Annotated in this window: 18 protein-coding genes and 4 pseudogenes; 15 read left to right on the forward strand and 7 right to left on the reverse strand. The window is 60.7% G+C overall.

All coding sequences use genetic code 11. The features are described from left to right. The 4 genes and pseudogenes from M3P21_RS00005 to M3P21_RS00020 form a co-directional block, all read left to right on the forward strand. Positions 1-710, forward strand: a 710-nt coding sequence (locus tag M3P21_RS00005; protein ID WP_249705797.1) for a tyrosine-type recombinase/integrase, incomplete at its 5' end; no start/stop codon positions are given. A 12-nt stretch (positions 711-722) separates the two neighbouring features. Next, positions 723-1055: pseudogene (locus M3P21_RS00010) on the forward strand (IS91 family transposase); the annotation flags it as partial. A gap of 230 nt (positions 1056-1285) precedes the next feature. Continuing rightward, entirely contained in the window at positions 1286-3034 is a 1749-nt protein-coding gene (locus M3P21_RS00015) for an HNH endonuclease signature motif containing protein (RefSeq protein ID WP_249705798.1), read from the forward strand. After that, positions 3031-3528 (forward strand): SMI1/KNR4 family protein, encoded by a 498-nt coding sequence (locus tag M3P21_RS00020; RefSeq protein ID WP_249705799.1) that lies wholly within the window; start codon positions 3031-3033, stop codon positions 3526-3528. Before M3P21_RS00015 ends, M3P21_RS00020 begins: the two co-directional genes overlap by 4 nt. 444 nt (positions 3529-3972) lie before the next feature. On the opposite strand, the pseudogene M3P21_RS00025 reads toward M3P21_RS00020, so the two are convergent. Continuing rightward, positions 3973-4128 (reverse strand): annotated as a pseudogene (locus tag M3P21_RS00025) (IS5/IS1182 family transposase); the annotation flags it as partial. Positions 4129-5077: 949 nt separating this feature from the next. Further along, a pseudogene (locus M3P21_RS00030) lies at positions 5078-5413 on the reverse strand (transposase); the annotation flags it as partial. 2 nt (positions 5414-5415) lie between these two features. Here M3P21_RS00030 and M3P21_RS00035 point away from each other — a divergent pair. The 4 genes and pseudogenes from M3P21_RS00035 to M3P21_RS00050 all read left to right on the forward strand — a co-directional run bounded on the left by M3P21_RS00035 (position 5416) and on the right by M3P21_RS00050 (position 9774). Beyond that, positions 5416-6078, forward strand: a complete 663-nt coding sequence (locus tag M3P21_RS00035) for a glycine cleavage T C-terminal barrel domain-containing protein (protein WP_249705801.1) — start codon at positions 5416-5418, stop codon at positions 6076-6078. Between the two features lie 50 nt (positions 6079-6128). Next, positions 6129-8084: pseudogene (locus M3P21_RS00040) on the forward strand (GcvT family protein); the annotation flags it as partial. 101 nt (positions 8085-8185) lie between these two features. Further along, positions 8186-8452: a glycine cleavage T C-terminal barrel domain-containing protein gene (locus tag M3P21_RS00045; protein WP_249705803.1), complete on the forward strand. Its 267-nt coding sequence runs from the start codon at positions 8186-8188 to the stop codon at positions 8450-8452. Beyond that, entirely contained in the window at positions 8449-9774 is a 1326-nt protein-coding gene (locus M3P21_RS00050; protein WP_249705805.1) for an aspartate aminotransferase family protein, read from the forward strand. The genes M3P21_RS00045 and M3P21_RS00050 overlap by 4 nt, the downstream gene beginning before the upstream one ends. A 99-nt stretch (positions 9775-9873) precedes the next feature. Here M3P21_RS00050 and M3P21_RS00055 read toward each other — a convergent pair whose 3' ends face one another. Next, positions 9874-10335, reverse strand: coding sequence for a hypothetical protein (locus M3P21_RS00055; RefSeq protein WP_249705806.1), 462 nt, complete (start codon positions 10333-10335; stop codon positions 9874-9876). A gap of 535 nt (positions 10336-10870) precedes the next feature. On the opposite strand from M3P21_RS00055, the gene M3P21_RS00060 reads away from it, so the two are divergent. Together M3P21_RS00060 and M3P21_RS00065 are read left to right on the forward strand one after the other, a co-directional pair. Beyond that, complete coding sequence (locus M3P21_RS00060) at positions 10871-14524, forward strand: vitamin B12-dependent ribonucleotide reductase (RefSeq protein ID WP_249705807.1); 3654 nt, start codon at positions 10871-10873, stop codon at positions 14522-14524. A 731-nt stretch (positions 14525-15255) separates the two neighbouring features. Then, complete coding sequence (locus M3P21_RS00065; RefSeq protein ID WP_249705808.1) at positions 15256-15501, forward strand: EF-hand domain-containing protein; 246 nt, start codon at positions 15256-15258, stop codon at positions 15499-15501. An 89-nt stretch (positions 15502-15590) separates the two neighbouring features. Here the strand turns inward: M3P21_RS00065 and M3P21_RS00070 are convergent, their stop codons facing one another. Next, positions 15591-17135, reverse strand: coding sequence for a trimethylamine methyltransferase family protein (locus M3P21_RS00070; RefSeq protein WP_249705809.1), 1545 nt, complete (start codon positions 17133-17135; stop codon positions 15591-15593). Positions 17136-17534: 399 nt separating this feature from the next. On the opposite strand from M3P21_RS00070, the gene M3P21_RS00075 reads away from it, so the two are divergent. Next, positions 17535-18062 (forward strand): outer membrane protein, encoded by a 528-nt coding sequence (locus M3P21_RS00075; protein ID WP_249705810.1) that lies wholly within the window; start codon positions 17535-17537, stop codon positions 18060-18062. A 16-nt stretch (positions 18063-18078) separates the two neighbouring features. Here M3P21_RS00075 and M3P21_RS00080 read toward each other — a convergent pair whose 3' ends face one another. From M3P21_RS00080 to M3P21_RS00090, 3 genes are read right to left on the reverse strand one after another with little or no spacing between them, the layout of a single operon-like run. Beyond that, a complete protein-coding gene (locus M3P21_RS00080; protein WP_249705811.1) occupies positions 18079-19266 on the reverse strand; it encodes a pyridoxal phosphate-dependent aminotransferase in 1188 nt (395 codons plus the stop codon). Between the two features lie 60 nt (positions 19267-19326). Then, positions 19327-19671 carry an MmcQ/YjbR family DNA-binding protein gene (locus tag M3P21_RS00085; RefSeq protein ID WP_249705812.1) on the reverse strand — a complete coding sequence of 115 codons (345 nt, stop codon included), beginning with the start codon at positions 19669-19671 and terminating at the stop codon, positions 19327-19329. A 3-nt stretch (positions 19672-19674) separates the two neighbouring features. Continuing rightward, positions 19675-20178 (reverse strand): hypothetical protein, encoded by a 504-nt coding sequence (locus M3P21_RS00090; RefSeq protein ID WP_249705813.1) that lies wholly within the window; start codon positions 20176-20178, stop codon positions 19675-19677. 246 nt (positions 20179-20424) lie between these two features. Between M3P21_RS00090 and cysS the strand changes: the two genes are divergently transcribed. The 4 genes from cysS to M3P21_RS00110 are packed head-to-tail and all read left to right on the forward strand — an operon-like array spanning position 20425 to position 24978. Continuing rightward, on the forward strand, positions 20425-21864 hold the full coding sequence (gene cysS, locus M3P21_RS00095; protein ID WP_249705814.1) for a cysteine--tRNA ligase: 1440 nt from the start codon (positions 20425-20427) through the stop codon (positions 21862-21864). Beyond that, positions 21864-23486, forward strand: coding sequence for a citramalate synthase (gene cimA, locus M3P21_RS00100; RefSeq protein ID WP_249705815.1), 1623 nt, complete (start codon positions 21864-21866; stop codon positions 23484-23486). Before cysS ends, cimA begins: the two co-directional genes overlap by 1 nt. After that, positions 23486-24205, forward strand: a complete 720-nt coding sequence (locus M3P21_RS00105) for a class I SAM-dependent methyltransferase (RefSeq protein ID WP_249705817.1) — start codon at positions 23486-23488, stop codon at positions 24203-24205. The genes cimA and M3P21_RS00105 overlap by 1 nt, the downstream gene beginning before the upstream one ends. Beyond that, a complete protein-coding gene (locus M3P21_RS00110; RefSeq protein ID WP_249705819.1) occupies positions 24202-24978 on the forward strand; it encodes a squalene/phytoene synthase family protein in 777 nt (258 codons plus the stop codon). Before M3P21_RS00105 ends, M3P21_RS00110 begins: the two co-directional genes overlap by 4 nt. The last annotated feature ends 3 nt before the right edge of the window (positions 24979-24981 follow it).

A 24981-nucleotide genomic window follows, 5' to 3' on the forward strand; every position in this document is an offset into this window, starting at 1 on the left:
TGACCGACACCGGTGTGACGCCTTCGACGTTCAACACGCGGATCGTGGCGCTGCGGTTCTTTTTCGGCATCACCTGTGGGCGTGAAGACATGAAGCGTTTCATGCAATTCAAGACCCAGCCCAAGAAGCTGCCTGTCGTGTTTAGTGTGCAGGAGGTGTCGGATTTGCTGATGGCAACGCCCGGACCAGGTCTGAAGTACCGAGCTGCGCTCAGCATTTCCTATGGCGCGGGACTGCGGGCGTCTGAGGTCTGCAATCTCAAGATCAGCGACATCGACAGCAACCGGATGCTGATCCACGTTGATCAGGGCAAGGGTGGCAAAGACCGTAAGGTCATGCTGTCGCCGGGGCTACTGGGCTTGCTACGGGAGTACTGGAAAGAAGCACGACCCGAAGGCTGGCTCTTTCCTGGCAAACCCAAGATCAATCCGATCTCATCGCGGCAACTGAATCGGGCCTTCACATCGGCCAAACACATGGCGGGCATTTCGAAGCCAGCGACGCTGCACACCTTGCGCCACAGCTTTGCGACACATTTGCTTGAGGCCAACACCGACGTTCGGGTGATCCAGGTGCTGCTGGGGCACGCCAAACTGACCACCACAGCACAATACACCCATGTCGCCACCAAAACGATCAAGGACACGGTCAGCCCCAATGAGATGCTGGCCGGCCTGCAGGATCAGACCCTGCGGCGAAGCCTGGAATGATGTGTCGGGGGCTTGCCCCGTCCCAAGCTCGAGATCGCTGATATTTTCCGACGATACGGCCCCGCGTGGCGGCGGGCCAATGCCGGGCATGTCAGTCTTTCCCAGCTCAAAGTAATGTCGTCGATTGAGAGCTGCCGCACTGAGGCGCTCGGTGGTCATGTGGCAGGTTGCAGCAATTGCGGCCACCATCATATCGCCTACAATTCCTGCAAGAACCGGCACTGCCCTAAATGTCAGGGACCGGCGGCCCGTGACTGGATGGAGGCCCGCGCCGAGGACCTGCTGCCCGTGGCGTATTTCCACGTGGTCTTCACCCTACCGGCGGAGATTGCGCAGATCGCCTATCCAGCGACGTTTCCGATGATGTGCTGCCATCCGTGTCCCAAAAGCCGAGGTTCGGCCTGGTGGCGGCGAAATCTTGGTGAGAGCCCAAAACGACATATTCTGCAGTTTGTCTCAATGGCGTTTTCCAGTTCATTGCTCTGTTGCCTCGCTGGGCAACTGAGCGGGCAGCGATCTAAGGCAGCCTTAACCATTGCTGTTTAGATACGCTCCCAATGGTCTGCGGAGGTTCTATGCAACACAGTTTTGGAGACTTCGTCAGGCATGGTGGCGACGGCCAGTACGTGATGACAAATCGCGGCGAACACGTCACGGGCCGCCGCCGTTCGTTTTCGCTCAAATCAACCTTCCCGAACTATTCCGCGCTGCGCGAGGAATTTGACACCCGTCTTGATCGTGTGACCTCGAAGAACACGCGGGCATTGCTGAATGCCCTGACGCCACCCGACAGCGTGCCAGTCGTGACAGCGGACGATCTGCGGGACGTGAGCGATGCCAAAGACGAAGCGCTCCGCCAGTGGGGCGCGCGGCTCGAAAGTATTTTCAGTGACTATCACAACCATCCTCAGCGCCTGCGCCCCCTGCGTGTGGCGATGGAGGAACGGTTGCTTCGTGCTTTCTCCGGACTGATTAACCAACTCCGGCAGGAAGAACTGGGCATCGCACAATATATCTGGCGGTCACAAGATGACGACAAGGTTCGTGGCTTGCATCAAGGATATGATGACCGGATCATTCGATGGGACGCTCCGCCGGAAGGCGGGCACCCGGGGCAAGCGCATAATTGCAGGTGTTATGCGGAACCGGTTCCGCCGGGGGTACAGAGCCCTGTTGTTCTGGCCGATTTTGCGCCCGACGGCAACGGCTTGGGAGCTATTGAGGCCCTGGATGACTTCCTGAGTGGCCTCAACGAGGATTTCTCAGTGGGCATCGGTGTGCGTCCACAGTCTTTCGGGGAGCGATTGCAGAATCTGTTCCAGCCGGAGCCGGGCGTCACGATTGATGGCGAGATGCTCGACATTCAGACCCAGGGCGATCTCGCAACAGCGTTGCAAAAAATTGACGACGAAATCAGGGACGATCCGGACAGCTTTCTGGCGCTCCTGGTACGCCATGGCGACTGCTTTTCACGCCTCGCACCCGTCTTTGGCATTTCGAATCCGGGCGCTCTGGCGGCGGCAACAACGCTATCTGCAGCGGACGCGCCGGGCGCGCTTGTGGATCAGGCGCTGACACAAGCGCGCAACGCGGTGGATCGTTTTGTGGGCGGAACAACCCGGGCGCTGGCAGATATCGCGCAGACTGTCAGAAATCTCCCCGATATCCGGCTGGACGACCTTCGCCGTGCGGCCGAGGCACTTTATGCCGACCCCTCCGCATTGCCCGAGGCCATGGTCGAACCGTTCCAGGAGCGGATTGCGGCCGGTGACTATGCCGGTGCCCTGGGCTATGGTCTGCCCGAGGTCATCGCGGGTGCCGCAGCCCTTGGCCGGGTGCGCCGCCGGGCGGACACGCTGTCCGCGCCGGAAACGCTGACACTGGAAAGGCTGCGGACCGACCCTGATTTTGAAGGGATCACCAATGCCGGTCCAAATGCACCCAAGTTCGAGAAATGGATCAACCGGGGCGGAGCGGTCGAACTGATGCCGGACGGGCATTTCCGATATTCGGCTGAGACTGATCTGCTTGGCCAAAAGCAACGTGTCTCCGTCGAATATCCCGGCGGATATCCCGACTTCAGACCGTTCATGACCCACCCAAGCGGCGTGCGATCCGTTGAGATCGAAGTAACTGGAAGCAATCCGAAAGATTTTCGACGCGCCAACGAAGCGGCAGGACATCCCGAATGGGGTAGTGCTCCGCCCAGCCCTGAGTGGACATGGCACCATGTCGAAGACGCGCGCACGATGCAGTTGGTTCCATTCGAAATCAATGACAAATTCTATCATCGAGGCGGAGCTTCGGTTGCGAGGAAAAGATGATTTTTAACTGCAATAACAAGCCAGCTAAAGCGAATGAGGTCAGAGAGTTTGAGGGCCGGAGAGGTATTCGGCTTCCGGGTGAATATGTCGATTTCTTGCTGAGTCAGAATGGTGGCGGATTGAATCCAGAACAAAGCGCCGCGTGGATTGAGGGCTGGAACTGGCTGCTGGTACAGGTACTTTTTGGCCTCACCGCACGAGCTGACGCCTCGATCGCCACCGAACGGTTCACCAATTTTTCAGATTTCATGCACGCTCGAATGCTGAAGATTGGTTACGATCCCTTCGGACAGACCTTGTTCATGGATCTGCGCGAGGGCCCAAATCATGGGAAAATCTACATCCGCGCCCATAATAGCCCGCCAAACGACCCGATCCTGATCGACGACACCGGCTTTGAGGACGAGGACGACTACGAAGAAGCGCAACTGCTCTATCCCGTCGCCAACAGCTTCTCTGAGTTCACTGCCATGCTTGGACCCGCACCGGACTAAAGCCGCCATTTACAGCGCTTCAGCGAAAGGGCGGTTTGTTGCGCGTCTTACCAGTTCGAGCGCAGCGCGGCGAAAGGCGACCCATCCCAGAACTGTCGTTCATGGATCTCGCGGCGAAGGTGCCGGGAGAGCCCAAGGCGGCCATTTCCATTTCATGCTGCATGCGCACGCAGCGCGAAAATCGCTTCACCTGCTCAGTTCATGGCGCTGCCCGGCAGCGGGAATAGCTGCCATTCGTTGGTGGCGCGGCGAAGATTTTGAGGGCAACTCACAGGTTGCGGGACAAAGTTAACTTTGGCTGCGACTGCACGAATGGGCGCTCGCAAAGTAAAACCGAGACGGTCGCATCTGACACTCGCTCCATGTTCGACCAAAGGTGTTTTTGTTACTTCTCGGATTGCATAGCCAAATACACATAGCTGAGATGTGCGACTCGTGAAGCGCGGGTAAAGCATTTTGCGCTATCCAGAAAATCCCATCAAGAACAAGACGATGGTTGGTAGGCTTTCGGCCATTCGGGGAACGGATCGCAAGAATGAAGTGTTCAAACAGCGACCATTCGTCGTCGCTCATCAGATGTCGGGGCAAGCGGGTCTCCATAGCAGATACCAGCTTGAATCACGGCAGAGCGCCAGTGTGAATCCTTTTTGTCAACACAGCCTAGTAACCTACTTTTCGTTAGGGGAAAGGGAGTGGAGATTGTTGGATGGCACCACGATTTTGTTCCCGCGAAGGCATCTGCTACTTCTTTTGGCCGAACGGTGATCAATTTGTGCCAAAACAGCGGGTAAAAGTACTTCGGGCGGCTTGGTCTCGACTTTTTGAGCCGCGAATCGAGGTCAGAGAAACTGTGAAGCGGCATTTCGTATTCGGGGCACGGAACCTCTGTTTCAATTTCGCGCAATGAAAGCTCAGTTCCACTGTCTGACCTCGACTCCGATGCGCGAAATAGTAGGAGGGCGGACCCGTACTCCCTTGCGATACAAACGTAATCGATCAACCGCCTTGTAGGCTTGCTTACGATAATTGCCTTTCGAGTTGGATGTTTGTCTCGGGAAAGAAGACTCCGGAGGCCGCTTTCTCCCAGATGCTCCCTGAAGACCGCCTCGGCATCGCGAAAATCGCGAGGTGCACTTGGAAGTGTAAGTGTTGATGCGATGAACTCTTCACCTGGGACTTGCACAAGTATGCGAGCGTATCCGTCAAGCTGATTGAAAGCTTCCCTGAAGTTTTGCGGACCTTTCTTATCCATAATCCACACAACACCATCCTGCCCAAGAGTAACGAGGTCAACTCGCTCGTCATTTCTTCCAGAAGAAAATTCAGTACCAATCAGTAGGTGTCGTTGTCCGTTCACCGTTGGATTTGCACTAAACAAAGCAAGATGTCTGTCGTGTTCCGATATCTGGCAAGGCATAGAAGAAGCTATACCATTCAGTTTGGTCTTCGCAAGAATAGGTTGTTACCCACTGGCTGTATTCATGGATTGAAGTTTGAGATGGTCGTATCATATTCAGACTAGAAACGGCATTAATTTGCGAAAGCTAGGTCATGTTGACAAATGACGCACCCATAGCCTGATGGATGTGATGTCGATGAACCCGAGATAGCTTTCAGCGGTTTTATCATATCGAGTAGCGACACGACGGGCATTCTTGAGCTTGTTGAAGCACCGTTCGACCATGTTTCTCAGCCGATATAACCCATGATCTACACCAATGCGCATTTTGCGGGTCTTGCGCATTGGGATTTGGGGCAGGATGTTGCGTTCATTCATGGTTTTACGAATACGATCAGCATCATAGCCGCGATCCGCCAGCAAAACTTTGGGTTCTGGAAGGTTGTCGGTCATCACCAAATCAAAGCCCAGATAGTCCGATGTTTGGCGTGATGGGTGCTGGCAGCCGTACGCTGCTGAAGGGTCTGGGCGATCTGCCTGCCATGCATTTTGGGTACGCTGCCGAGGCTCGGATCGCGGGGATCCCATGCCGCGCGACCCGCGTGAGCTTTGTTGGTGAGTTGGGCTGGGAACTGAGGGTGGCCAATACCGACGCACCCATGCTGTTTGACGCATTGCGGGGTGCCGGGGCGGTGCCGCTGGGGCATTACGCGCTGGACGGGTGCCGCCTTGAAACGGGCTTCAAGCATTGGGGGCATGAGTTGGGGCCGATGGTGACATCGCTTGAAGCCGGGTTGGCGTTCACCATTGATTGGGGCAAGGACTGCATCGGCAGTGCCGCCTTGCTGAAACAGCGATCGGAGGGTGTGCGCCAAAGGCTGGTCCTGATGCGGATCGTGGGCGACGCGCTGATGCTGCATGACGAACCGGTCTTCGAGGCGGGTCGCCATATGGGGATGACAACCTCGGGCGGGCGCGGGCCGCGCACGGGGCTGAACCTGTGCTTTGCGATGGTTGAAACCGCGCGAGGCGAAACCCTGACGCAGACCTGCGCGCGCGCTTTCATCGTCAGGGTTGCCGGGCAAGATTATCCGGCCACGCCGCTGCGCCGCGCTCCATTTGACCCCGAAGGCAAAAGGATGCGGGCATGACCAAAGTGCAGGTGCTGATCATCGGTGGCGGGGTCATGGGTGTCTCGCTCATGTATCATCTGGTCAAGGCGGGCTGGTCCGATGTGTTGCTGGTGGAAAAGAACGATCTCACCCACGGCTCGACATGGCATGCGGCGGGATTGTGCACGCATTTCGCCCATAACCCAACCATTCAGGAACTGCGCGCGGTATCTGTCCGGCTGTATCGCGATATCCTGCCGCAAGAGACAGGGGAGGATTGCGGCTTTCACCCGGCGGGTGCGATGCGTATCACCCGCAACCCCGACCGCATGGACGAGTTTCGTCATGTGGCCGGGCTGTCGGACTTCACCGGCTATCCGCTCGAAATGCTGACCCCGGACCGGATCGCAGAGCTGCACCCGTTGGCGCGACTCGACGGGTTGCTGGGCGGAATCTATGAACCCGATGACGGTCATGTCGACCCGTCGCTTGCCACCCATGCGATGGCAAAAATTGCCCGCCGAGGTGGGGCGCGGATCTGGCGTAACTGTGCCGTGACAGGCATCGAGCGGGACAGCGCGCATTGGCGCGTTGAAACGCAAAAAGGCGTGGTTGCGGCAACCCACATCGTCAACGCAGCCGGGACATGGGGTTGGGAAATCGGCCACATGATGGGCTTGAACATCCCGTCGGTCCCCGTCCTGCACCAATATCTGGTGACCGATACCGTGGATGCCGTCCAAGACCGCGTTGCCGCCGGACTGCCGGAACTGCCCATCATCCGCGACCCGGAAGAAAGCTGGTATGTCCGACAGGAACGCGATGGGCTGATCCTTGGCCCTTACGAAAAGGAAGCGCAGGTCTGGTCCGTTGATGGTGTTCCGCCCGCATTCGGCGCCGACCTGATGCCGCCGGATCTGGACCGGGTCGAACATATCATCATGGCCGCGATGGAGCGCATCCCGGCGCTGCAGACAGGCGGTGTCAAATCGGTGATCAACGGGCCGATCACCTTCACCCCCGATGCCAACCCGCTGATCGGGCCCGCCCACGGCGCGAAAAATGCCTGGCTGCTGAACGGATCTTCGATGGGCGTGATGGAGGGCGGCGGTGCCGGTTGGTTCCTGGCCCACTGGATGACCCATGGCGCGCCGCCGATGGATGCGCTGAGCGTCGACAGCCGACGTTTTGGCGCCTGGGCGGACCGCGATTACCGTGTTGCCAAGGCGGTCGAGTGTTTCGGTCTTCAGTTCGGCGTGCATTACCCCCATGAGGAACGCCCCGCCGGGCGCGGCCTGCGCCTGTCGCCGCTGCATGACCTGATGATCCAGCGCGGCGCGGTGATGGGCGCGGCGCATGGCTGGGAACGACCGAACTGGTTTTCCGCGACGCCGGACGTGGTGGCTGATGAAACCTTCCGTCGCGCCAATTGGTTCGGCCCGGTGGCGACCGAGGTCGAGGCCGCATCCACCCGCGTTGCCATGGCGGATCTGTCTGTCTTCTCCAAGTTCGACGTTACCGGGCCGGATGTTGCCGCCTTTCTCGAGGCATTGTGAGCCAACCGCGCGCCCGGGCCGGGCCGGATCGGGCTGACCCATGCGCTTACCCCGACCGGTGGGGTTCTGTCGGAATTCACCGTCACAAGGTTGCGGGCGGAAAAAGCCTATCTGACGTCGGCCGCTGCGGCGGAAGAGATCGACTTCGACCTGTTGCGAACACGCGCCATAGGCTTCGACGTGCGGGTCGAGAACGTCACCGAAGACATTGCCGCGATCGGTGTCATGGGGCCAAAAGCTGCTGACGTTTTATCGGAACTGGCCGATATGCCCTGGCTGACGGCGCGGGAAACGACAGTTGCGGGCGTGCCCGTGCGCGCCTTGAGGGTGTCCTATATCGGCGAGTCCGGTTGGGAATTGCATGTCGCTGCCAACAACGCCGTTCAGCTTTTCAAGATGCTGGAGCAGATCGCGCAGCCTTTTGCGCCAGGATATTATGGCGCCTACGCGGCCAATTCCATGCGCCTCGAAAAGGGGTATCGGGGGTGGGGTAGCGATCTGACCACCGAGCGCAGCCCGATGGAGGCGGGGCTCGCGCCTTTCGTGCGCCCCGAACTGCGCGACAGGCTGGCCCGCGACACGCCTGGGACATGGTCCTGCTGCAGATCGACACTGGCGACGTGGACCCGTTTTACGCCCATACGCTTTGGCAGGATGGACGCCCCGTCGGCATCGTCACCTCGGGCGCCTATGGCCATCGCACGGGCAAAGTGCTGGCGCTGGCTTATCTGCGCGAGGTGACAGCCCGTGACAATCTGACCGTCTCGATCCTTGGCACGCATCGCGCGGCGGTTATCCTGCCAGAGCCCCCATTTGACCCACGCAACACACGCCTGAAACCCGGAGGCCATACATGACCGACCATGCCCTGCCCACCGATTGGGATTTCGACGCCACCGCAGCCCGGCGCGACCGGTATTATGCCGCCTCACTGACCCGTTTCACGCCCTTCCGCGACCCGATCGTGTTCAGGAAGGGGCAGGGGCAATACCTGTGGGATGCTCACGGGCGAAAATACACCGACATGCTGGGCATGAATGTCTGTATTTCGGTCGGCCATTCCCACCCACGCGTGGTTGCCGCCGCCATGGAACAGGCGCAGACCCTGACCCATTGCACGACAATGTTCTACCACCCCACGCCGGCGCATCTGGCCGAAGAACTGGCGGCCACCATGCCCCCGGGTCATGACTGGGTGGTGCATCTGACCAATTCCGGCGCCGAGGCCATCGACCTGGCGATGACCATGGCCCGGACCTATACCGGCAACCTCGACCTTTTGGCCCTGCGCACGGCCTATCATGGCCCCACCGCGGCGGCGCAGTCGATTACCGGCATTGCAGGCTGGCGGCATCCGGGAATGCCCGGCAACGTAGCCTTTGTACCCGAGCCCAACCAGTATCGCGGCATTTTCGGCCCCGGCACGCAACCCTATCTGGACGAGATCGACCGCACGATCGCCTCGGCCACACCGGGGCAGGTCGCGGGGATTGTCGTCGAAAGCGTTCAGGGCTATGGCGGCATAATCGAGATGCCCCCCGGCTATATGTCAGGTGCCGCCGAGCGGGTCCGCGCGGCAGGCGGGCTGTACATTGCCGATGAAGTCCAGTCGGGTTTTGGCCGCACCGGAGCCCATTTCTGGGGGTTCGAAGCCGACGCGGTTGTCCCAGACATCGTGGTCATGGCCAAAGGGCTTGGCAACGGCTTTCCCATCGGCGCGGTGGTGGCGAAGAAACACGTCGCGGCACCCATGGCCGAAAGGTTCATGTTCCACACTTACGGCGCCAACCCCACCTCTGCTGCCGCCGCGCGGTCCGTGCTGGCCATTTTGCGGGACGAAGGGTTGCAGGACAACGCCCACACGGTTGGAGGTGCATTTCTGGAGCGGTTGCACGATTTGAAAGACAAGCACGCGATCATCGGAGATGTGCGTGGGACAGGCCTTATGCTCGCCATCGAAATGGTAAGCGATCGTGACGCCAAAACCCCCGACAACGACGCCACCACCGAGGTGTTCGAAGCCAGTCGCGAGCAGGGGATCATCCTGTCGAAATCCGGGCCGTTTCAATCCTGCCTGCGCATGGTGCCGCCGCTTTGCCTTTCATTGGAGGACGTGGACCACGTTGTGAAAGGCCTGGATGTTGCCTGTCAGAAAGCAGCCGATCGCATTGGTCGCTAAATCGCAATCCAAGAGGCGGGTTCCGGATCACGGAACATATAGCACGTCAAAACGGTTGGTATGGGCATCGCTCGCGGTGCAAAACAAGCGAGCGATGCTCTAGCCGGGTTCTGCCGATACACCGGGTTCGATCGGAACGCCGCCTGCCATGCGCAACAGGCGTGACATCCTGCGGTTGATTCGCGGGTCCCCGGGAACCACGCGTTGCGCCAGCCCCTTCTTCTGCGGCACGTTCAGGAACAGCTCTGCATCCACGACATATCCCGGCGCGTCCTGGGTGGCGATGAAGCGGATCACCAGTTGCGGCAGGTCTCCGGGATACCCGTCATAGGCCAGGATCGTTGCGGCCGCCTCGGGCGGAGGCAGCAATTCGCGGCACTCATATATCTCTTTGCCGGAATGCGAGAACGTATAGGCCGGGCCGGTGCAGGCGGCTTCAAAGACATCAAACAGCCTGGTCGGATACTCCCTGAAGCGGGCCGAGCTTTTGCCGGGCACAATATCTTGGGGTGCGCAGGCGGCCAGAAAGGCCAAGGCCAGGATTGATCCTATGTGTTTCACCTGCTGATCCGTTTTGTGTGCTGCCCGGGTTCCGGTGCCAGACTAAGATAATTCCGCAACAGTTGCGATGGGGATAATTTTGCAATCGGCATGCGTGCGCCGTTGCGCTCTTTGTGCCGCGTCTCTGTGTAAGGCACTGGAAATCATACCGTTATCTTACCCCGCGTAACGGCGCGCCGCGAAAAGCAGGGTGTGGAGGAATCGTTCACCCGCGCCAGGCCGACGCCCCGGCTCCGCGGGTCAACAGAAAATAGTTGGAAATTCAGGTAAAAATAACGTTGACCTGCTAGGGCTGCATACGCCAAGTTGTGTAGGCCAGCAGCGTCGCCACTAAATATGGTAGAAAATACCAAGGCGGCAAAGCAGGCGGGACAGAAACCAAATCATCAAGCAACACGCGACCAGATCGTGTTTGTACCGTGAATTTTGCGGTGCCGGGGGTGTTTTTGTCCCGCCAGTGGCGACCGGTTCTGAACCGGGACAGAGAGGGCGATGGGTCCAGTGGAATGATGCTGAATATCTGAGGACAGCGGACATGAAGATTGAAAGAAGATTTACCAAGACTGGGCAAGACGCTTACGCGGAACTCGATTTCGTCTCTGCGACCTCTGAAATCCGCAATCCCGATGGCACCATCGTGTTCCGGCTGGACGATATCGAAATCCCGTCCTCCTGGAGCCAGGTCGCCAGCGATGTGATCGCGCAGAAATACTTCCGCAAGGCCGGCGTTCCCAGCGCCTCCAAGAAAGTCCGCGAAAAGGATGTGCCCGAGTTTCTGTGGCGCTCGGTCCCGGCCGAGGATGCAGAGTTTGGCGGCGAAACCTCTTCCAAGCAGGTGTTTGATCGCCTTGCCGGTGCCTGGACCTATTGGGGCTGGAAGGGCGGCTATTTCACGACCGAAGAAGACGCGCAGGCCTATTATGACGAAATGCGGTTCATGCTCGCCACTCAACGCGCAGCCCCCAACTCGCCGCAATGGTTCAACACCGGTCTGCACTGGGCCTATGGCATCGACGGCCCGGCGCAGGGGCATCACTATGTCGACCACAAGACCGGCAAGCTGACCAAGTCGAAATCCGCCTATGAGCATCCGCAGCCCCATGCCTGCTTTATCCAGTCGGTCGATGACGATCTGGTCAATGAGGGCGGCATCATGGACCTGTGGGTCCGCGAGGCACGACTGTTCAAGTACGGTAGCGGAACAGGTACCAATTTCAGTCACTTGCGCGGCGAAGGTGAACCTCTGTCGGGCGGTGGAAAATCCTCGGGCCTGATGGGCTTTCTGAAGATCGGCGATCGTGCCGCGGGTGCGATCAAATCAGGCGGGACAACCCGTCGAGCAGCGAAGATGGTGATCGTGGATGCCGATCACCCCGATATCGAGGCTTTCATCGACTGGAAGGTCCTCGAAGAGCAAAAGGTGGCCTCGATCGTAGCCGGATCGAAGATGCACGAGAAGATGCTGAACGGCATTTTCGAGGCCATCCGCACCTGGGACGGGGCGGAAACTGATGCCTACGACCCCAAGGTGAACGACAGCCTGAAAGCCGCTGTGCGCGAAGCGAAAAATGTCGCCGTCCCCGAGACATACATCAAGCGCGTGCTGGATTACGCCAAGCAGGGCCATACCAGCATCGAATTCCCGACTTATGACACCGATTGGGACTCAGAGGCCTATAATTCGGTCTCGGGCCAGAATTCGAACAACTCGATCCGCGTCACCAATGCCTTTCTGACCGCGGTTGAAAAGGATGCGGACTGGCAACTGGTCAATCGCGTCGATGGCAAGATCTCCAGAACCGTCAAGGCCCGCGATCTGTGGGAAAAGGTCGGCCATGCCGCATGGGCCTGTGCCGATCCCGGCATCCAGTACCACGATACCGTGAATGACTGGCATACTTGCCCGACAGATGGTGAGATTCGCGGCTCAAACCCTTGTTCGGAATACATGTTCCTGGACGACACCGCCTGCAACCTGGCCTCGATGAACCTGCTGACCTTCCTCAAGGAGGGCGAGTTCCAGGCCGAGGATTACATGCATGCGACCCGCCTCTGGACCCTGACGCTGGAGGTCAGCGTGACCATGGCGCAATTCCCGTCCAGGGAAATCGCGCAGCTCAGCTATGACTTCCGCACGCTGGGTCTGGGCTATGCCAACATCGGCGGCTTGCTGATGAACATGGGTTTCTCCTATGACAGCGACGAGGGCCGCGCGCTCTGTGGGTCGCTGACCGCGATCATGACCGGCGTGGCCTATGCCACCTCGGCGGAGATTGCCGGAGAGCTGGGACCGTTCGCAGGCTATGAGCGCAATGCCGAGCATATGCTGCGGGTCATCCGCAACCACCGCAACGCCGCCCATGGCGCGGTGAACGGCTATGAAAAGCTGAGCGTCAAGCCGGTGCCGATGGATCACAACAACTGCCCCGATCCGCGTCTGGTGCAACTGGCGATGACCGCATGGGACGAGGCGTTGAACCTTGGGGAAAAGAACGGCTATCGCAACGCGCAAGCCACTGTGATCGCGCCCACCGGCACCATCGGTCTGGTGATGGATTGCGACACCACCGGGATCGAGCCGGACTTCGCGTTGGTCAAGTTCAAGAAGCTTGCGGGCGGTGGGTATTTCAAGATCATCAACCGCTCGGTTCCGGCCTCGCTGGAAAAGCTGGGCTATTCCAGCGCCCAGATCGAAGAGATCGTCTCTTATGCGGTGGGTCATGGCACCATCGGCAATGCGCCGGGGATCAACCACACTTCGCTGGCGGGGCATGGCTTTGGCGCCAACGAACTGGCCAAGGTGGACGCGGCGCTGGCCTCGGCCTTCGACATCCGCTTTGTCTTTAACCAGTGGACTCTGGGCGAGGATTTCTGCACCGGCGTGCTGGGCATACCGGCCACCAAGCTGAACGACCCGACCTTTGACCTGCTGCGCCATCTGGGCTTCTCCAAAGCGGATATCGACGCGGCCAACGATCATGTCTGCGGAACCATGACGCTGGAAGGCGCGCCGCACCTGAAGGAAGAGCATTACAACATCTTCGATTGCGCCAATCCCTGCGGCAAGAAGGGCAAGCGCTTCCTGAATGTGGACAGCCACATCACCATGATGGCGGCGGCGCAGAGCTTCATCTCGGGCGCGATCTCCAAAACGATCAACATGCCCAATGATGCGACCATCGAGGATTGCCAGAAGGCCTATGAACTCAGCTGGTCGCTGGGCATCAAGGCCAACGCGCTTTACCGTGACGGCTCGAAACTGAGCCAGCCGCTGGCGGCGGCGCTGGTCGAGGATGACGAGGATGCGGCCGAGGTGCTGGAAACCGGGTCTCCGGCCGAAAAGGCCACCGTGCTGGCCGAGAAGATCATCGAGAAAGTGGTGATCAAAGAGATCGTCAAATCGCATCGCGAAAAGATGCCCCAGCGGCGCAAGGGCTATACCCAGAAAGCCATGGTGGGTGGCCACAAGGTCTATCTGCGGACCGGTGAATATGAGGACGGCAATCTTGGCGAGATTTTCATCGACATGCACAAGGAAGGCGCAGGCTTCCGGGCGATGATGAACAACTTCGCCATCGCGGTCTCGGTCGGTCTGCAATATGGCGTGCCGCTGGAAGAGTTCGTCGATGCCTTCACCTTCACCAAGTTCGAACCGGCGGGCATGGTGCAGGGCAATGACAGCATCAAGAACGCCACCTCGATCCTCGACTATATCTTCCGCGAGTTGGCGGTCAGCTATCTGGACCGCACCGATCTGGCCCATGTGAAACCCGAGGGCGCCAGCTTTGACGATCTGGGCCGGGGCGAGGAAGAGGGCGTGTCCAACGTCAGCGAGATCAGCGACACCGCAGCGTCGAAATCGCTGGAGGTGCTGAAACAGATCAGCTCGACCGGGTATCTGCGCAAGCGGTTGCCGCAGGAACTGGTGGTGCTGAATGGTGGCCAGACCGTGGGCGGCGTCGCTCTGGACGGTGCAACCAATCCTGTGCAGGCGCTCAGCACGCTGGTCCCGGAAACGGGGGGCGAAACCGCGCTCAGCACCGGTACGGTCAGCATGGATGCCCGCACCAAGGCAAAGATGCAGGGATATGAGGGCGATCCCTGCGGTGAATGCGGAAACTACACGCTGGTGCGAAACGGCACCTGCATGAAGTGCAACACCTGCGGCGGCACCAGCGGCTGTAGCTGAGGAAACTGAGGGGACCGGTGTAAATGCACCGGCCCCCGATGGATCTCCCGCAAGCGGGGGGGCTTGGAAGAACCGGGTCCAACCGGGGGAGGTCGGATAACGAAAGGAAACATGGGCGTATCAGGCGATCAATTTCAGGCAGGGAAATACAGAGTTGTCCCGAGACTTAACCTCAGAAAACTGGGCCTCTCTGTGGAAAACACTGTCGATTGTCGAAACGGCAAGCCAACCACTCACGGTTCGGGTCGCCTGATCACGCTTTTGAGAATCGCGTCAGAGATGGCGTGTAGGGGTGCAGGCGGTGCGTTCGCCTGACCCCGACGAGCTAGGGTGTGGCGGAAGTTCGGTCCTCCCACTCTCATCCGGGGCGGGTGCGCTCGCCCCTAACGACGTTCAGGCCGCAGGCAAAAAAACACGGGCGGTAAACTAGATGAGCCTGAACGGCGAAACTGAAAGGGGGGTGCAAGCCCCCCTTCTTTTTTTGTCGCAACCCCAGCGTGTTTCGGCAGAGCCCCGCCTAAATCCACCGATGCAATCCGACAGGTTCCGCCGAGCAAATCTTTGCTGACTTGGACGCGCGGTCTGCCGCGCAGTCACCCGTGCGATTCCGGCGGCGAGCAGCCTGAAACGGGCGCAACTCACGCGGGTGGGTGACGGCGTTTCGCAGGTCGGTTTTTCTGTCCGTGTTCCAGAAAGGAACGGGTAAAAAACCGATAATTAGGAGTGATCCAATGAAACCGACCAAAACGACCGCGCTGCTTGCGATTGCCGTGTCTCTGCCCGCGCTGGCATGGGCCGCCGGAAAAGTGGACGCAAATGGCGATGGCGTCTGGACGCTGGATGAGGTGCAGGCCGTCTTCCCCGAAATGTCCGCTGACGGGTTCAACGCGATCGACGTGAATGCCGACGGTGCCCTTGATGAGGCCGAAGTTTCCGCAGCGCAGGACGCGGGGCTGATCCCGGCGACCGAAGGCTGACCCTTTTCAACTAGGGGCAGGGACCGGCAAACAACCCACCATGCCGGTCCGGCGGCGGCTGCATCCATGCGGCCGCCGCCTTTGGTTTGTCAGGCGGGCAGGTGAATGTTGAACCGCTCGCGCAGAGCCATGTCCAGCATCGGGTCCAGCCGCGCCTGCGAGGGGTGTGCCAGCATCGCCTCTTTCCGCGCGGTGGCTTTGTCAAGCAGGCCGGGTTTGCCCAGTTCCGCCCATTCCTTGGGCGAGGTGCGGTCGCCCAGGGTTGGATAGACGTAATCCGCCTGCATCCGGTCCAGCGTCTGGCCGGTGCCCAGATAATGACCCGTTCCGCTCAGGCAGACATCGGCGATCTGGTCCAGCGCCAGCGTTTCCTCGGTCACCTCGATGCCGCGCACACAGCGCATCGCCTGACCGATCAGATCGTCGCCCAGAATCAGGCTTTCGTGGCAGAATCCCAGCAGCGAGGCATGCATGCCGGCCGCCTCATAGACCATGTTCAGCCCCGAAAGACCGGCCATCAGGTTCGAGCACATCTGCTCCCATCCGGCCTGCATGTTGGGCAGCTTGGCATCCGAACCACCGGCAGCGGCCCCGCCGGGCAACCCGTAGAACTGGTGCATTTGCGCACAGCCGGAACTCAGCAGCGCCTGCTCGCCCGAACCGATCGACATCGCGCCGGTGCGCAGGTCCAGCCCGAACGGCCAGGTGCCGAAGATCGCCGGGTGGCCCGGTTTGACGGCGTTGACATAGACCAGACCGGCCAGACATTCGGCCACGGCCTGCACGATGGCACCCGCCACGGTCGAGGGTGCGGTGGCCCCGGCCATGCCCGCGCTCAGCAGCAGAACGGGCATGCCACCTTCAATGCAACGCTCCATCACTTCGCAGCTTTCGGTGGCGAATTTCATCGGCGGCACGACGAAGCAGTTCGAGTTGCTGACAAAAGGCCGCTCCCGCCATTTGTCCTCACCACCCGCGATCATATGCAGCATCTCCAGCGCAGGAGCGACGAAGTCGGGCTCGGTGAAAGAGGTGCCAATATGTTTGAACGTGCCCGAGCAGCAGGCATAGATCGTGTTCAGGTCCATCTCGCGGTTGTCGAGGATATCGCGGCAGACCATCGGGCGCTGGAGGAAGTGAATATTATCCAGTTGATCGCAGATCCGGGCGGCGTCATGCAGGTCCTGCACCGTGGAATCGCGATAGTCGCGCCCGTGTACATCGACCATATGCACGGCAGCCCCGGCGGTGCCGTAATGGACCCGCGTGCCGCTGAGATCCAGGTCGGTCTTGCCGTTGCGGCTGCACAGCGTCACGTCACGGTTTGCGATGGCCAGCGTGTCCTCGACCAGTGCGCGTGGAAAGCGCAGGCGGCCATCATCGCCCAGGATACAGCCCGCCCTGGTCAGATACTCGACGCCGCTCGGGGGGGCATCGGCCAGCCCGATCTGTTCCAGCGCATCCAGCGCGGTGTGGTGGATTTTTTCGATATCCTGCTGGGACAGCGCCTTTAGCGTGCCGCCTTCCATGCCGGGGCGGATCGGGCGCAGGTGGTCAGGCAGGGCGGTTGCGCGCGCGGCACGGCGCGCAGCGCGTCCGCCGCTGCGCGAAGAGGTTCTGGTTTGATCGTTCATGGTCAGATTTGTCCGAAAAGGTCCGAAAGGCTTGGGTGATGTGGCGTTCAGACGCGCGCGGGACGTCCGCGCGCAGCGCGGCCACGCTCGGCACCGATGGTGCGGCTCACGAGACCGATTTTCGACATTTCACCCTGCATTCGGACCCTCCCATTTCGACACAGACTGACAGGCGGGCGCGGCGGGGTCTGTTCTGTTTGCGACCAATAACCCGGTGGATTTGAGCGGTTTTTTGCGTCTCAGGCCGGTTTCGTGCTATGGTGGATCACAGATTTTCACATGCGGATTCGGTTCGTTGACAGCACAGGTCATGTCACCCATGTCTCACCTAGATGCTGCCACGGTCAACAGCCCCATTTCGGGCGATGGTTGTGGCGCGGTGACGACCGGAGTCCGATCATGAAACGCCGCCAACCCATCCTGTCCCTATTGACCGCTCTGACACTCTGCTGTGCCAGCCCGGTGCTGGCCGAGGACTGGACCGGTGTCTATGGCGGCTTTGCCCTGGGCTACACCGATGTGGACGGGCCGGGGTCCGCGGGGGGCAACGATGTCAGCTTTGGTCCCCATATCGGATATGATCACGATTTCGGCAATTTCGTGCTGGGCGGTGAGTTCGAATATAACCGCACCGATATCGACCTGGGCGGTACCTCGGGCGATCTGGATTATATCGGGCGGCTCAAGCTGCGCGGCGGCTATGATTTCGGTCGGGCGCTGGGGTATGTGGTGATCGGTGCGGCCCGCGCCAAGACCTCGGGCGCGGATGATACCGGCGCAGTCTATGGGATCGGCGTCTCGGTCCCGGTGAGTGACAGGGTGCTGATCGGCGGCGAGATTTTGCGCCATGATTTCAGCGATCTGGGCGATGGGTCGGGCGATTTCGACACCGACACGTTCAACCTGCGCACAACCTTTCGCTTTTGATAGTTCCCAGCGCGGCCTATTCGGCGGCGCGCGTGTTTGCGATCTGACCCGCGAAGTCGCACAGGGTTTTCAGCGCGGCGGTAAAGCCCGCGTCATCAACCGTCATCGCGACGCGGATATGGCCCGCCGCCGCCTTGCCAAAGCTTTCGCCGGGCATGACCGCGATATGATGGGCGTCGAGCAGGGCATAGGCAAACGCCTCGCCGCTCATACCGGTCGCCCGTATGTCCAGCATCAGGTACATCGCGCCCTGTGCCGGCACCAGCCGCAGCACGTTCTGGGCTTGCAGCACCTCCTGCGCCAGCGCCCGGCGCCGACGGAAGGGGGCGGCGACCTCGTCCTCCAGCCAGGGACCGGCGTTCAGCGCGAAATTCCCCGCCGCCTGCACAAAGCCCGGCACGCCATAGGTGGTGTGGGTGGCAAGATTGATCAGATGCGCGATCGCCTCTTCGGGGCCCACGACCCAGCCGCAGCGTGATCCGGTCATGGCGTGGGATTTCGACAACGAGCCCACCACCAGCGTGCGCTCGATCATGTCGGGCAGGGCGCGCGGGCTGAGATGTGCGCCCTCCCAGACCTGGGTGTCATAAACCTCGTCCGAGATCAGCCACAGGTCGCGTTTGCGGCACACCCCGGCAATGCCCTCCAGCGTGTCGCGGGAATAGACCACGCCGGTGGGGTTGTTGGGTGTGTTGATCAGCAGTGAGGTGGCACCGTCGGCGGCGGCGTCGATCTCGGCGGCGCGCGGCTGAAACCCGTCTTCCGCATGGGCTTGAATCGGTTTCGCAATCGCGGCCACACCCCGGATCGTACCGGGATAGGTGGCATAATAGGGGTCGATGAACAGTCCCACGTCACCCGGATCACAGGTCGCGTTATGGGCGGCAAACAGCGCCGCCTGACCGCCCGGCGTGATCAGCACATTGTCGCGGCCGGTGGGCACGCCGGTCCGGTCCTGAATGCGGGCCGCCACCGTGTCGCGCAGATCAGGTTCGCCCGGCACGCTGGAATACCCGGTCTTGCCGGCACGCGCGGCGGCATCCATCGCGTCGAGGATCGCGGGATGGGTGCGGATGTCATGCTCGCCCTGGGTCAGTTCGGTCACCGCAACGCCCGCGCGCACCATCGCCCGCGCCTTGTTGAACACATCCCACCCGTCCGAGCCGCCGCCAGTGAGATTGGTGATGCGATGAGACAACTTCATGCCGACCTCCCAGATTCCCAGTTCAGCGGAGAGGGGCAGAGGCGCGGTGATTTGTCAATCTCAGCCGCGCGGTGGCAGAGTCGCCTGCAGTTTCTTCGTCAGACCGGCCCGCACCAGATCATAGGACACTTCGATCCGGTGGCGCGTCTCGTCCTCGGTCGCATCCCAGCCCAGCCTGATCCAGCTGCGGTGAAAATACGGCGCGCGCACACCGACGCCCGCCTCGATCAGCATCTGGGCGGTTTCGATATCGGGGGTTTTGACAGATACGCCATCATTGGCGGCGCCGATACAGGCGAACATCTTGCCGCCCACCTTCCAGGCATCATGGCCGCCGCCCCACGGGTCCGAGACTTCGGCCCCCGGCAGCGCGGCACAGATGCGGTTCACGCTGTCACGCGACACCGGCTATAACCCGGTTTCCAGCTTCAACTCTCCGTCGGCGATCAGGTTCCCCGCCGATCCCACCGCCTCGAACGAGGTCTTGGCCGCCTTCAACTCGCGCTGAATACGCGCGGAATGCTTGGCCGCCTGACGCAGGCTTTCCTCATATGCGGCGGTTTCCCGTTTCATCGTCTTTTCGACAGACTTGCGCTTTTTCTTGTCCCCGTCCGAGCGTGCCTTTCGGAGGCTTTTTTTATGACTGGCCAGGATCTTTTCATGGCCCGAGATCTGCGTGCGGCAATGCACCAGATGCTCGCGCTCGGATTCCAGCCGCGTCAGGCATTGATCAAGCTCGCGCAAATGCTTGTGAATGCTGGTTTCGAACCGCTGCTGTTTCGTTCGCAGCCCCGACACCAGCGCGGCATAGTCACTGTCCAGCGCATCAACCACCGCATTGTCAAACTGCGTGGCAGCGCTGTCATCTGTCTCATGCGGTCCCGTGGACCACTTCTCTCTTGAGGTGTTCATTTGTGGCATATGGCTCCCTGTGGTTGCATCATAACACAAAGTTCCGGTGCTCGCAGCCCTTTTGGACCGGCCTTGAAAGATCGGCGGCGGGGCGCTATGCAAGACCCATGAACCCGATTTGCACCATTATTTGCTGCATTCCCTGCTGAGCGATCACGCGGGCCGGTTTCTTTCGTTTTCTTCCCAGAGACAAGTTGCTAAGCCCGCGCCAACGCGCTTGGTTTGCCGTGCCCGAGGAAAAAGACGATGACACGTATCAGATTGCACAACACCAGAACCCGCCGGAAAGAGGATTTCGCGCCGATCGACGCGAAGGATGTGCGGATGTATGTCTGCGGTCCCACCGTCTATGACCGGGCGCATCTGGGCAACGCGCGGCCCGTGGTGGTGTTTGATGTGCTCTACCGTCTGCTGCGCCACGTCTACGGGGTGGAACATGTGACCTACGTGCGCAATTTCACCGATGTGGACGACAAGATCAACGCAACCGCTCTGGCCCGCAAGCAGGCCGGGGCTGAAGGCACGTTGGAACAGCTTGTGCAGGCGCGTTCCGATGAAACGATCGGCTGGTATCTGAAGGATATGGATGAGGTCGGCGCGATGCGACCCAACCAGATGCCGCGCGCAACCGAGTTCATCGCCCAGATGATCGCGATGATCGAAGGGCTGATCGCGGAGGGGTACGCCTACGAAAAAGAGGGGCATGTCCTGTTCCGCGTCCGCGAATACAACGATTATGGCAAGCTCTCGGGCCGCTCGGTGGATGACATGATCGCCGGTGCGCGGGTCGAGGTGGCGCCCTTCAAGGAAGACCCGATGGATTTCGTGCTGTGGAAACCCTCCACCGACGATCTGCCGGGTTGGGACAGCCCCTGGGGACGGGGGCGACCAGGCTGGCATATCGAATGCTCGGCCATGGCGCATGAGCTTTTGGGTGACAGTTTCGACATCCATGGTGGCGGCAACGACCTGATGTTCCCGCATCATGAAAACGAGATCGCCCAAAGCCGTTGCGCCCATCCCGAAGGGGAGTTCGCCAAGGTCTGGCTGCACAATGAGATGCTGCAGGTCGAGGGCAAGAAGATGTCCAAAAGCTTGGGCAATTTCTTTACCGTGCGCGATCTGCTCGACAAGGGCGTGCCGGGTGAAGTGATCCGGTTTGTGTTCCTGCAGACACATTATCGCAAGCCGATGGATTGGACTTCGGATAAGGCGAAATCTGCAAAAGATACGCTTTGGAATTGGCGGCGAATGGCACAAGATGTTATTTCGAGTGAAGTCGATCCCGAAGTTCTAGAGGCGCTTGCCGACGACCTAAACACATCAAAGGCAGTAGCGGTATTGCATCGGCTTGCAAAAGACGGGAATGCTGCAAGCTTGAAAGCGTCAGCACAATTTTTGGGGCTTTTAACGGACGAACTCAACTGGGTGCATCATCTGGCACCACAATCAGTCCTTTCGCAGCCGATATTGGGGCGTCCCACCTTACAGCAATTCGAGAAAACAAAATGGGAAGAACTTCTTATCGGTGAACGGGCTAAGGCGATGGCAACAAAAGACTTCAAAGAACTGGATAGATTGAAGGCGTTGTTGTTGGAGGCTGGTGTCGAGGTGCGCATGAGCAAGGCGGGCGTGGAATTGGTGCCGGGTCCCGATTTCGACGCCGCCAAGCTGGAGAGTGTGTGATGACCCGCGAGCGCCTCTATCTCTATGACACCACCTTGCGGGACGGGCAGCAGACGCAGGGGGTGCAGTTCTCGACCACCGAAAAGGTGCAGATCACCCGCGCGCTGGACGCGTTGGGGCTGGATTATATCGAGGGCGGCTGGCCCGGTGCCAACCCCACCGACAGCGCGTTTTTTGCCGATGCGCCCGAGACCGGCGCGCGGCTCACTGCCTTTGGCATGACCAAGCGGTCGGGCCGGTCGGCCGAAAATGACGATGTGCTGGCGGCGGTGCTGAATGCGGGTACCGGTACGATTTGTCTGGTCGGCAAAAGCCATGATTTCCACGTCACCGACGCGCTTGGCATCTCGCTCGCAGAAAACACCAAAAACGTCCGCGCTTCGATTGCCCAAATCGTGGCGCAGGGGCGCGAGGCACTATTCGATGCCGAGCATTTCTTTGACGGCTATCGCGACAATCCCGATTACGCGCTCTCGGTCTGCCATGCGGCGCTGGAGGCCGGCGCGCGCTGGATCGTGCTCTGTGATACCAATGGCGGGGCGCTGCCCTCCGATATCGGGCGGATCGTGGGCGAGGTGATCGCCTCGGGCATTCCCGGCGACCGGTTGGGCATCCACACCCATAACGATACCGAACAGGCCGTCGCCGGGTCGCTGGCCGCGGTCGAGGCTGGTGCGCGTCAGATCCAGGGCACGCTGAACGGGCTGGGCGAGCGTTGCGGCAATGCCAATCTGACCTCGCTGATCCCGACGCTGCTGCTCAAGGAGCCCTATGTCAGCCGGTTCGACACCGGCATCACGCAAGAAGCGCTGGCGGGGCTCACCAAACTCAGCCGGATGCTGGACGATATCCTCAATCGCGTCCCCACCAAACAGGCGCCTTATGTGGGGGCCTCGGCCTTTGCGCATAAGGCGGGGCTGCATGCCAGCGCGATCCTGAAGAACCCTTCGACTTACGAACATGTGGACCCGGAGGTGATCGGCAACACCCGCATCATCCCGATGTCGAACCAGGCAGGGCAGTCGAACCTGCGCACCCGGCTGGCCGAGGCCGGGCTGGAGGTGGCCAAGGGCGACCCGGCGCTGGGGCGGATTCTGGACCGGATCAAGGAACGTGAGGCCGAGGGCTATTCCTATGACACCGCGCAGGCCTCGTTCGAGTTGCTGGCGCGCGCCGAACTGGGGTTGCTGGCGGACCTGTTCGAGGTCAAGCGCTACAAGGTCACGGTCGAGCGGCGCAAGAACAAATACAACCGGATGATCAGCCTGTCCGAGGCGGTGGTTGTGGTGAAGGTCGACGGCGAAAAGCGTCTGTCGGTCAGCGAGTCTCTGGACGAGGATGGCAGCGACCGCGGCCCGGTCAACGCGCTGGCCAAGGCGCTGGCCAAGGATCTTGGTCAGTATTCGGCGGTGCTGGAGGATATGCGGCTGGTCGATTTCAAGGTGCGTATCACGCAAGGCGGCACCGAGGCCGTCACCCGCGTCATCATCGACAGCGAGGACGGTGCCGGGCGGCGCTGGTCCACCGTGGGGGTCAGTGCGAACATAGTGGATGCCAGTTTCGAGGCGTTGCTGGATGCGATCCGCTGGAAGCTGATCCATCATGTGGAGGCGGCGGAATAATGGACTGGGAGGCGTTTTTCACGCTTCACCACGATCTGCCCCGCGAGGGACCCGGCGCGCCGGAGGATGTGGATTGGGTTCTGGATGAGACCGGGCTGACAGGTGCCGTTTCAGTCTGTGACGCCGGGTGCGGGCCGGGGGGCGACCTTGAAACGCTGGCCGACCGGCTGCCCGAGGCGTATCTGACCGGCATCGAGATGCAGGCGGGGTTTGTTGCAACCGCCGCCAGACGTTGCGCCCGCTTTGGCGACCGCGTGCAGGTCCGGCAGGGCGACATGGCCGAACCGGGCGGGCCTCATGATCTGATCTGGTGCGCTGGCGCGCTCTATTTTCTCGGCGTGACGGAAGGCCTGAAAAGCTGGCGTTCGGCGCTTGCGCCGGGGGGCTTTGTCGCGTTTTCCGAACCGGTGAAACTGCAAGATGAGGTGCCGCAGGCGGCGCAGGAGTTTTGGCAGGAGTACCCCGCGATCACCGATCTGTCGGGTATCGCGGCACGCGTTGACGCTGCGGGATATGACGTTCTAGGCCATCGTCTGATCGTCGGGCAGCCATGGGAAAACTATTATGCACCCTTGCGTCGGCGCATCGCCGAGCTGCGCGCCGCCAACCCCGATCCGGCCTTGGTCGAGATGTTGGATATGAACGCGCGCGAGGCCGCGCTGTGGGAAGCTGCCTCCGATCACATCGCCTATGCCCTGATGCTTGTCCGGCCCCGATGAGCTTTGATGCCGACCTGACAGCCTGTGCGGCGCTGGTTGAAAAGGGTGACCCAGAGCGGTTTCTGGCCGCCATGGCCGCGCCGGTTGCGGCGCGCCGGGTGCTGTTCCCACTCTATGCGCTGAATGTCGAAGTGGCGCGCGCGCCCTGGGTCACGCAGGAGCCGATGATCGCCGAGATGCGCCTGCAATGGTGGCGCGACGTGCTGCAAGAGATCGCCGAAGGTCAGACTGTCCGGCGGCATCAGGTAGTCACACCTCTGGCCGCGATCCTGTCGCCCGAGCTTGCGACATATCTGGATCAATATGTCTCGGTAAGGCGTTGGGATATCTACAAGGACCCGTTCGAGGACGCGGCGCATCTTACCGCCTATCTGGATCACAGCGCCGGGTCGCTGATGGTGGCCGCGGCCCAGAGCCTTGGCCCGGCAGACACGGATGTTGTGCGCGACTTTGGCTATGCGGCGGGGGTTGCGAACTGGCTGGTCGCGGTGCCCGAGCTTGAGGCGCGCGGGCGTATTCCCTTGCTGGATGGCACCGCTGAAGGTGTGCGAGCGCTGGCCAGAACCGGGCTGGATCGTCTGGACCGGGCGCGTCGCGGTCGGGCTGCGGTTTCAGCGGCGGCGCGACCGGCGCTTCTGGCAGGGTGGCAAACGGAGGCTTTGCTCAAACAGGCGGTGGCGGAGCCGGGTCTGGTGGCCTCGGGCGCGCTGGGGCAAAGCGGGTTTCGCAAGCGCACCGGTCTGATGTGGCAGGCCGCAACGGGGCGCTGGTAAGGG

The organism is Ruegeria spongiae (assembly GCF_023502395.1).
Taxonomy (GTDB): domain Bacteria; phylum Pseudomonadota; class Alphaproteobacteria; order Rhodobacterales; family Rhodobacteraceae; genus Ruegeria_C; species Ruegeria_C spongiae.

Bases quoted from the DNA above. Each gene is read 5' to 3' on its own strand.
- M3P21_RS00015 (WP_249705798.1), top strand. From the start codon at position 1,286: ATGCAACACAGTTTTGGAGACTTCGTCAGGCATGGTGGCGACGGCCAG.
- M3P21_RS00020 (WP_249705799.1), top strand. From the start codon at position 3,031: ATGATTTTTAACTGCAATAACAAGCCAGCTAAAGCGAATGAGGTCAGA.
- M3P21_RS00045 (WP_249705803.1), top strand. From the start codon at position 8,186: ATGGTCCTGCTGCAGATCGACACTGGCGACGTGGACCCGTTTTACGCC.
- M3P21_RS00050 (WP_249705805.1), top strand. From the start codon at position 8,449: ATGACCGACCATGCCCTGCCCACCGATTGGGATTTCGACGCCACCGCA.
- M3P21_RS00060 (WP_249705807.1), top strand. From the start codon at position 10,871: ATGAAGATTGAAAGAAGATTTACCAAGACTGGGCAAGACGCTTACGCG.
- M3P21_RS00065 (WP_249705808.1), top strand. From the start codon at position 15,256: ATGAAACCGACCAAAACGACCGCGCTGCTTGCGATTGCCGTGTCTCTG.
- M3P21_RS00070 (WP_249705809.1), bottom strand. From the start codon at position 17,135: ATGAACGATCAAACCAGAACCTCTTCGCGCAGCGGCGGACGCGCTGCG.
- M3P21_RS00075 (WP_249705810.1), top strand. From the start codon at position 17,535: ATGAAACGCCGCCAACCCATCCTGTCCCTATTGACCGCTCTGACACTC.
- M3P21_RS00080 (WP_249705811.1), bottom strand. From the start codon at position 19,266: ATGAAGTTGTCTCATCGCATCACCAATCTCACTGGCGGCGGCTCGGAC.
- M3P21_RS00090 (WP_249705813.1), bottom strand. From the start codon at position 20,178: ATGAACACCTCAAGAGAGAAGTGGTCCACGGGACCGCATGAGACAGAT.
- cysS (WP_249705814.1), top strand. From the start codon at position 20,425: ATGACACGTATCAGATTGCACAACACCAGAACCCGCCGGAAAGAGGAT.
- cimA (WP_249705815.1), top strand. From the start codon at position 21,864: ATGACCCGCGAGCGCCTCTATCTCTATGACACCACCTTGCGGGACGGG.
- M3P21_RS00105 (WP_249705817.1), top strand. From the start codon at position 23,486: ATGGACTGGGAGGCGTTTTTCACGCTTCACCACGATCTGCCCCGCGAG.
- M3P21_RS00110 (WP_249705819.1), top strand. From the start codon at position 24,202: ATGAGCTTTGATGCCGACCTGACAGCCTGTGCGGCGCTGGTTGAAAAG.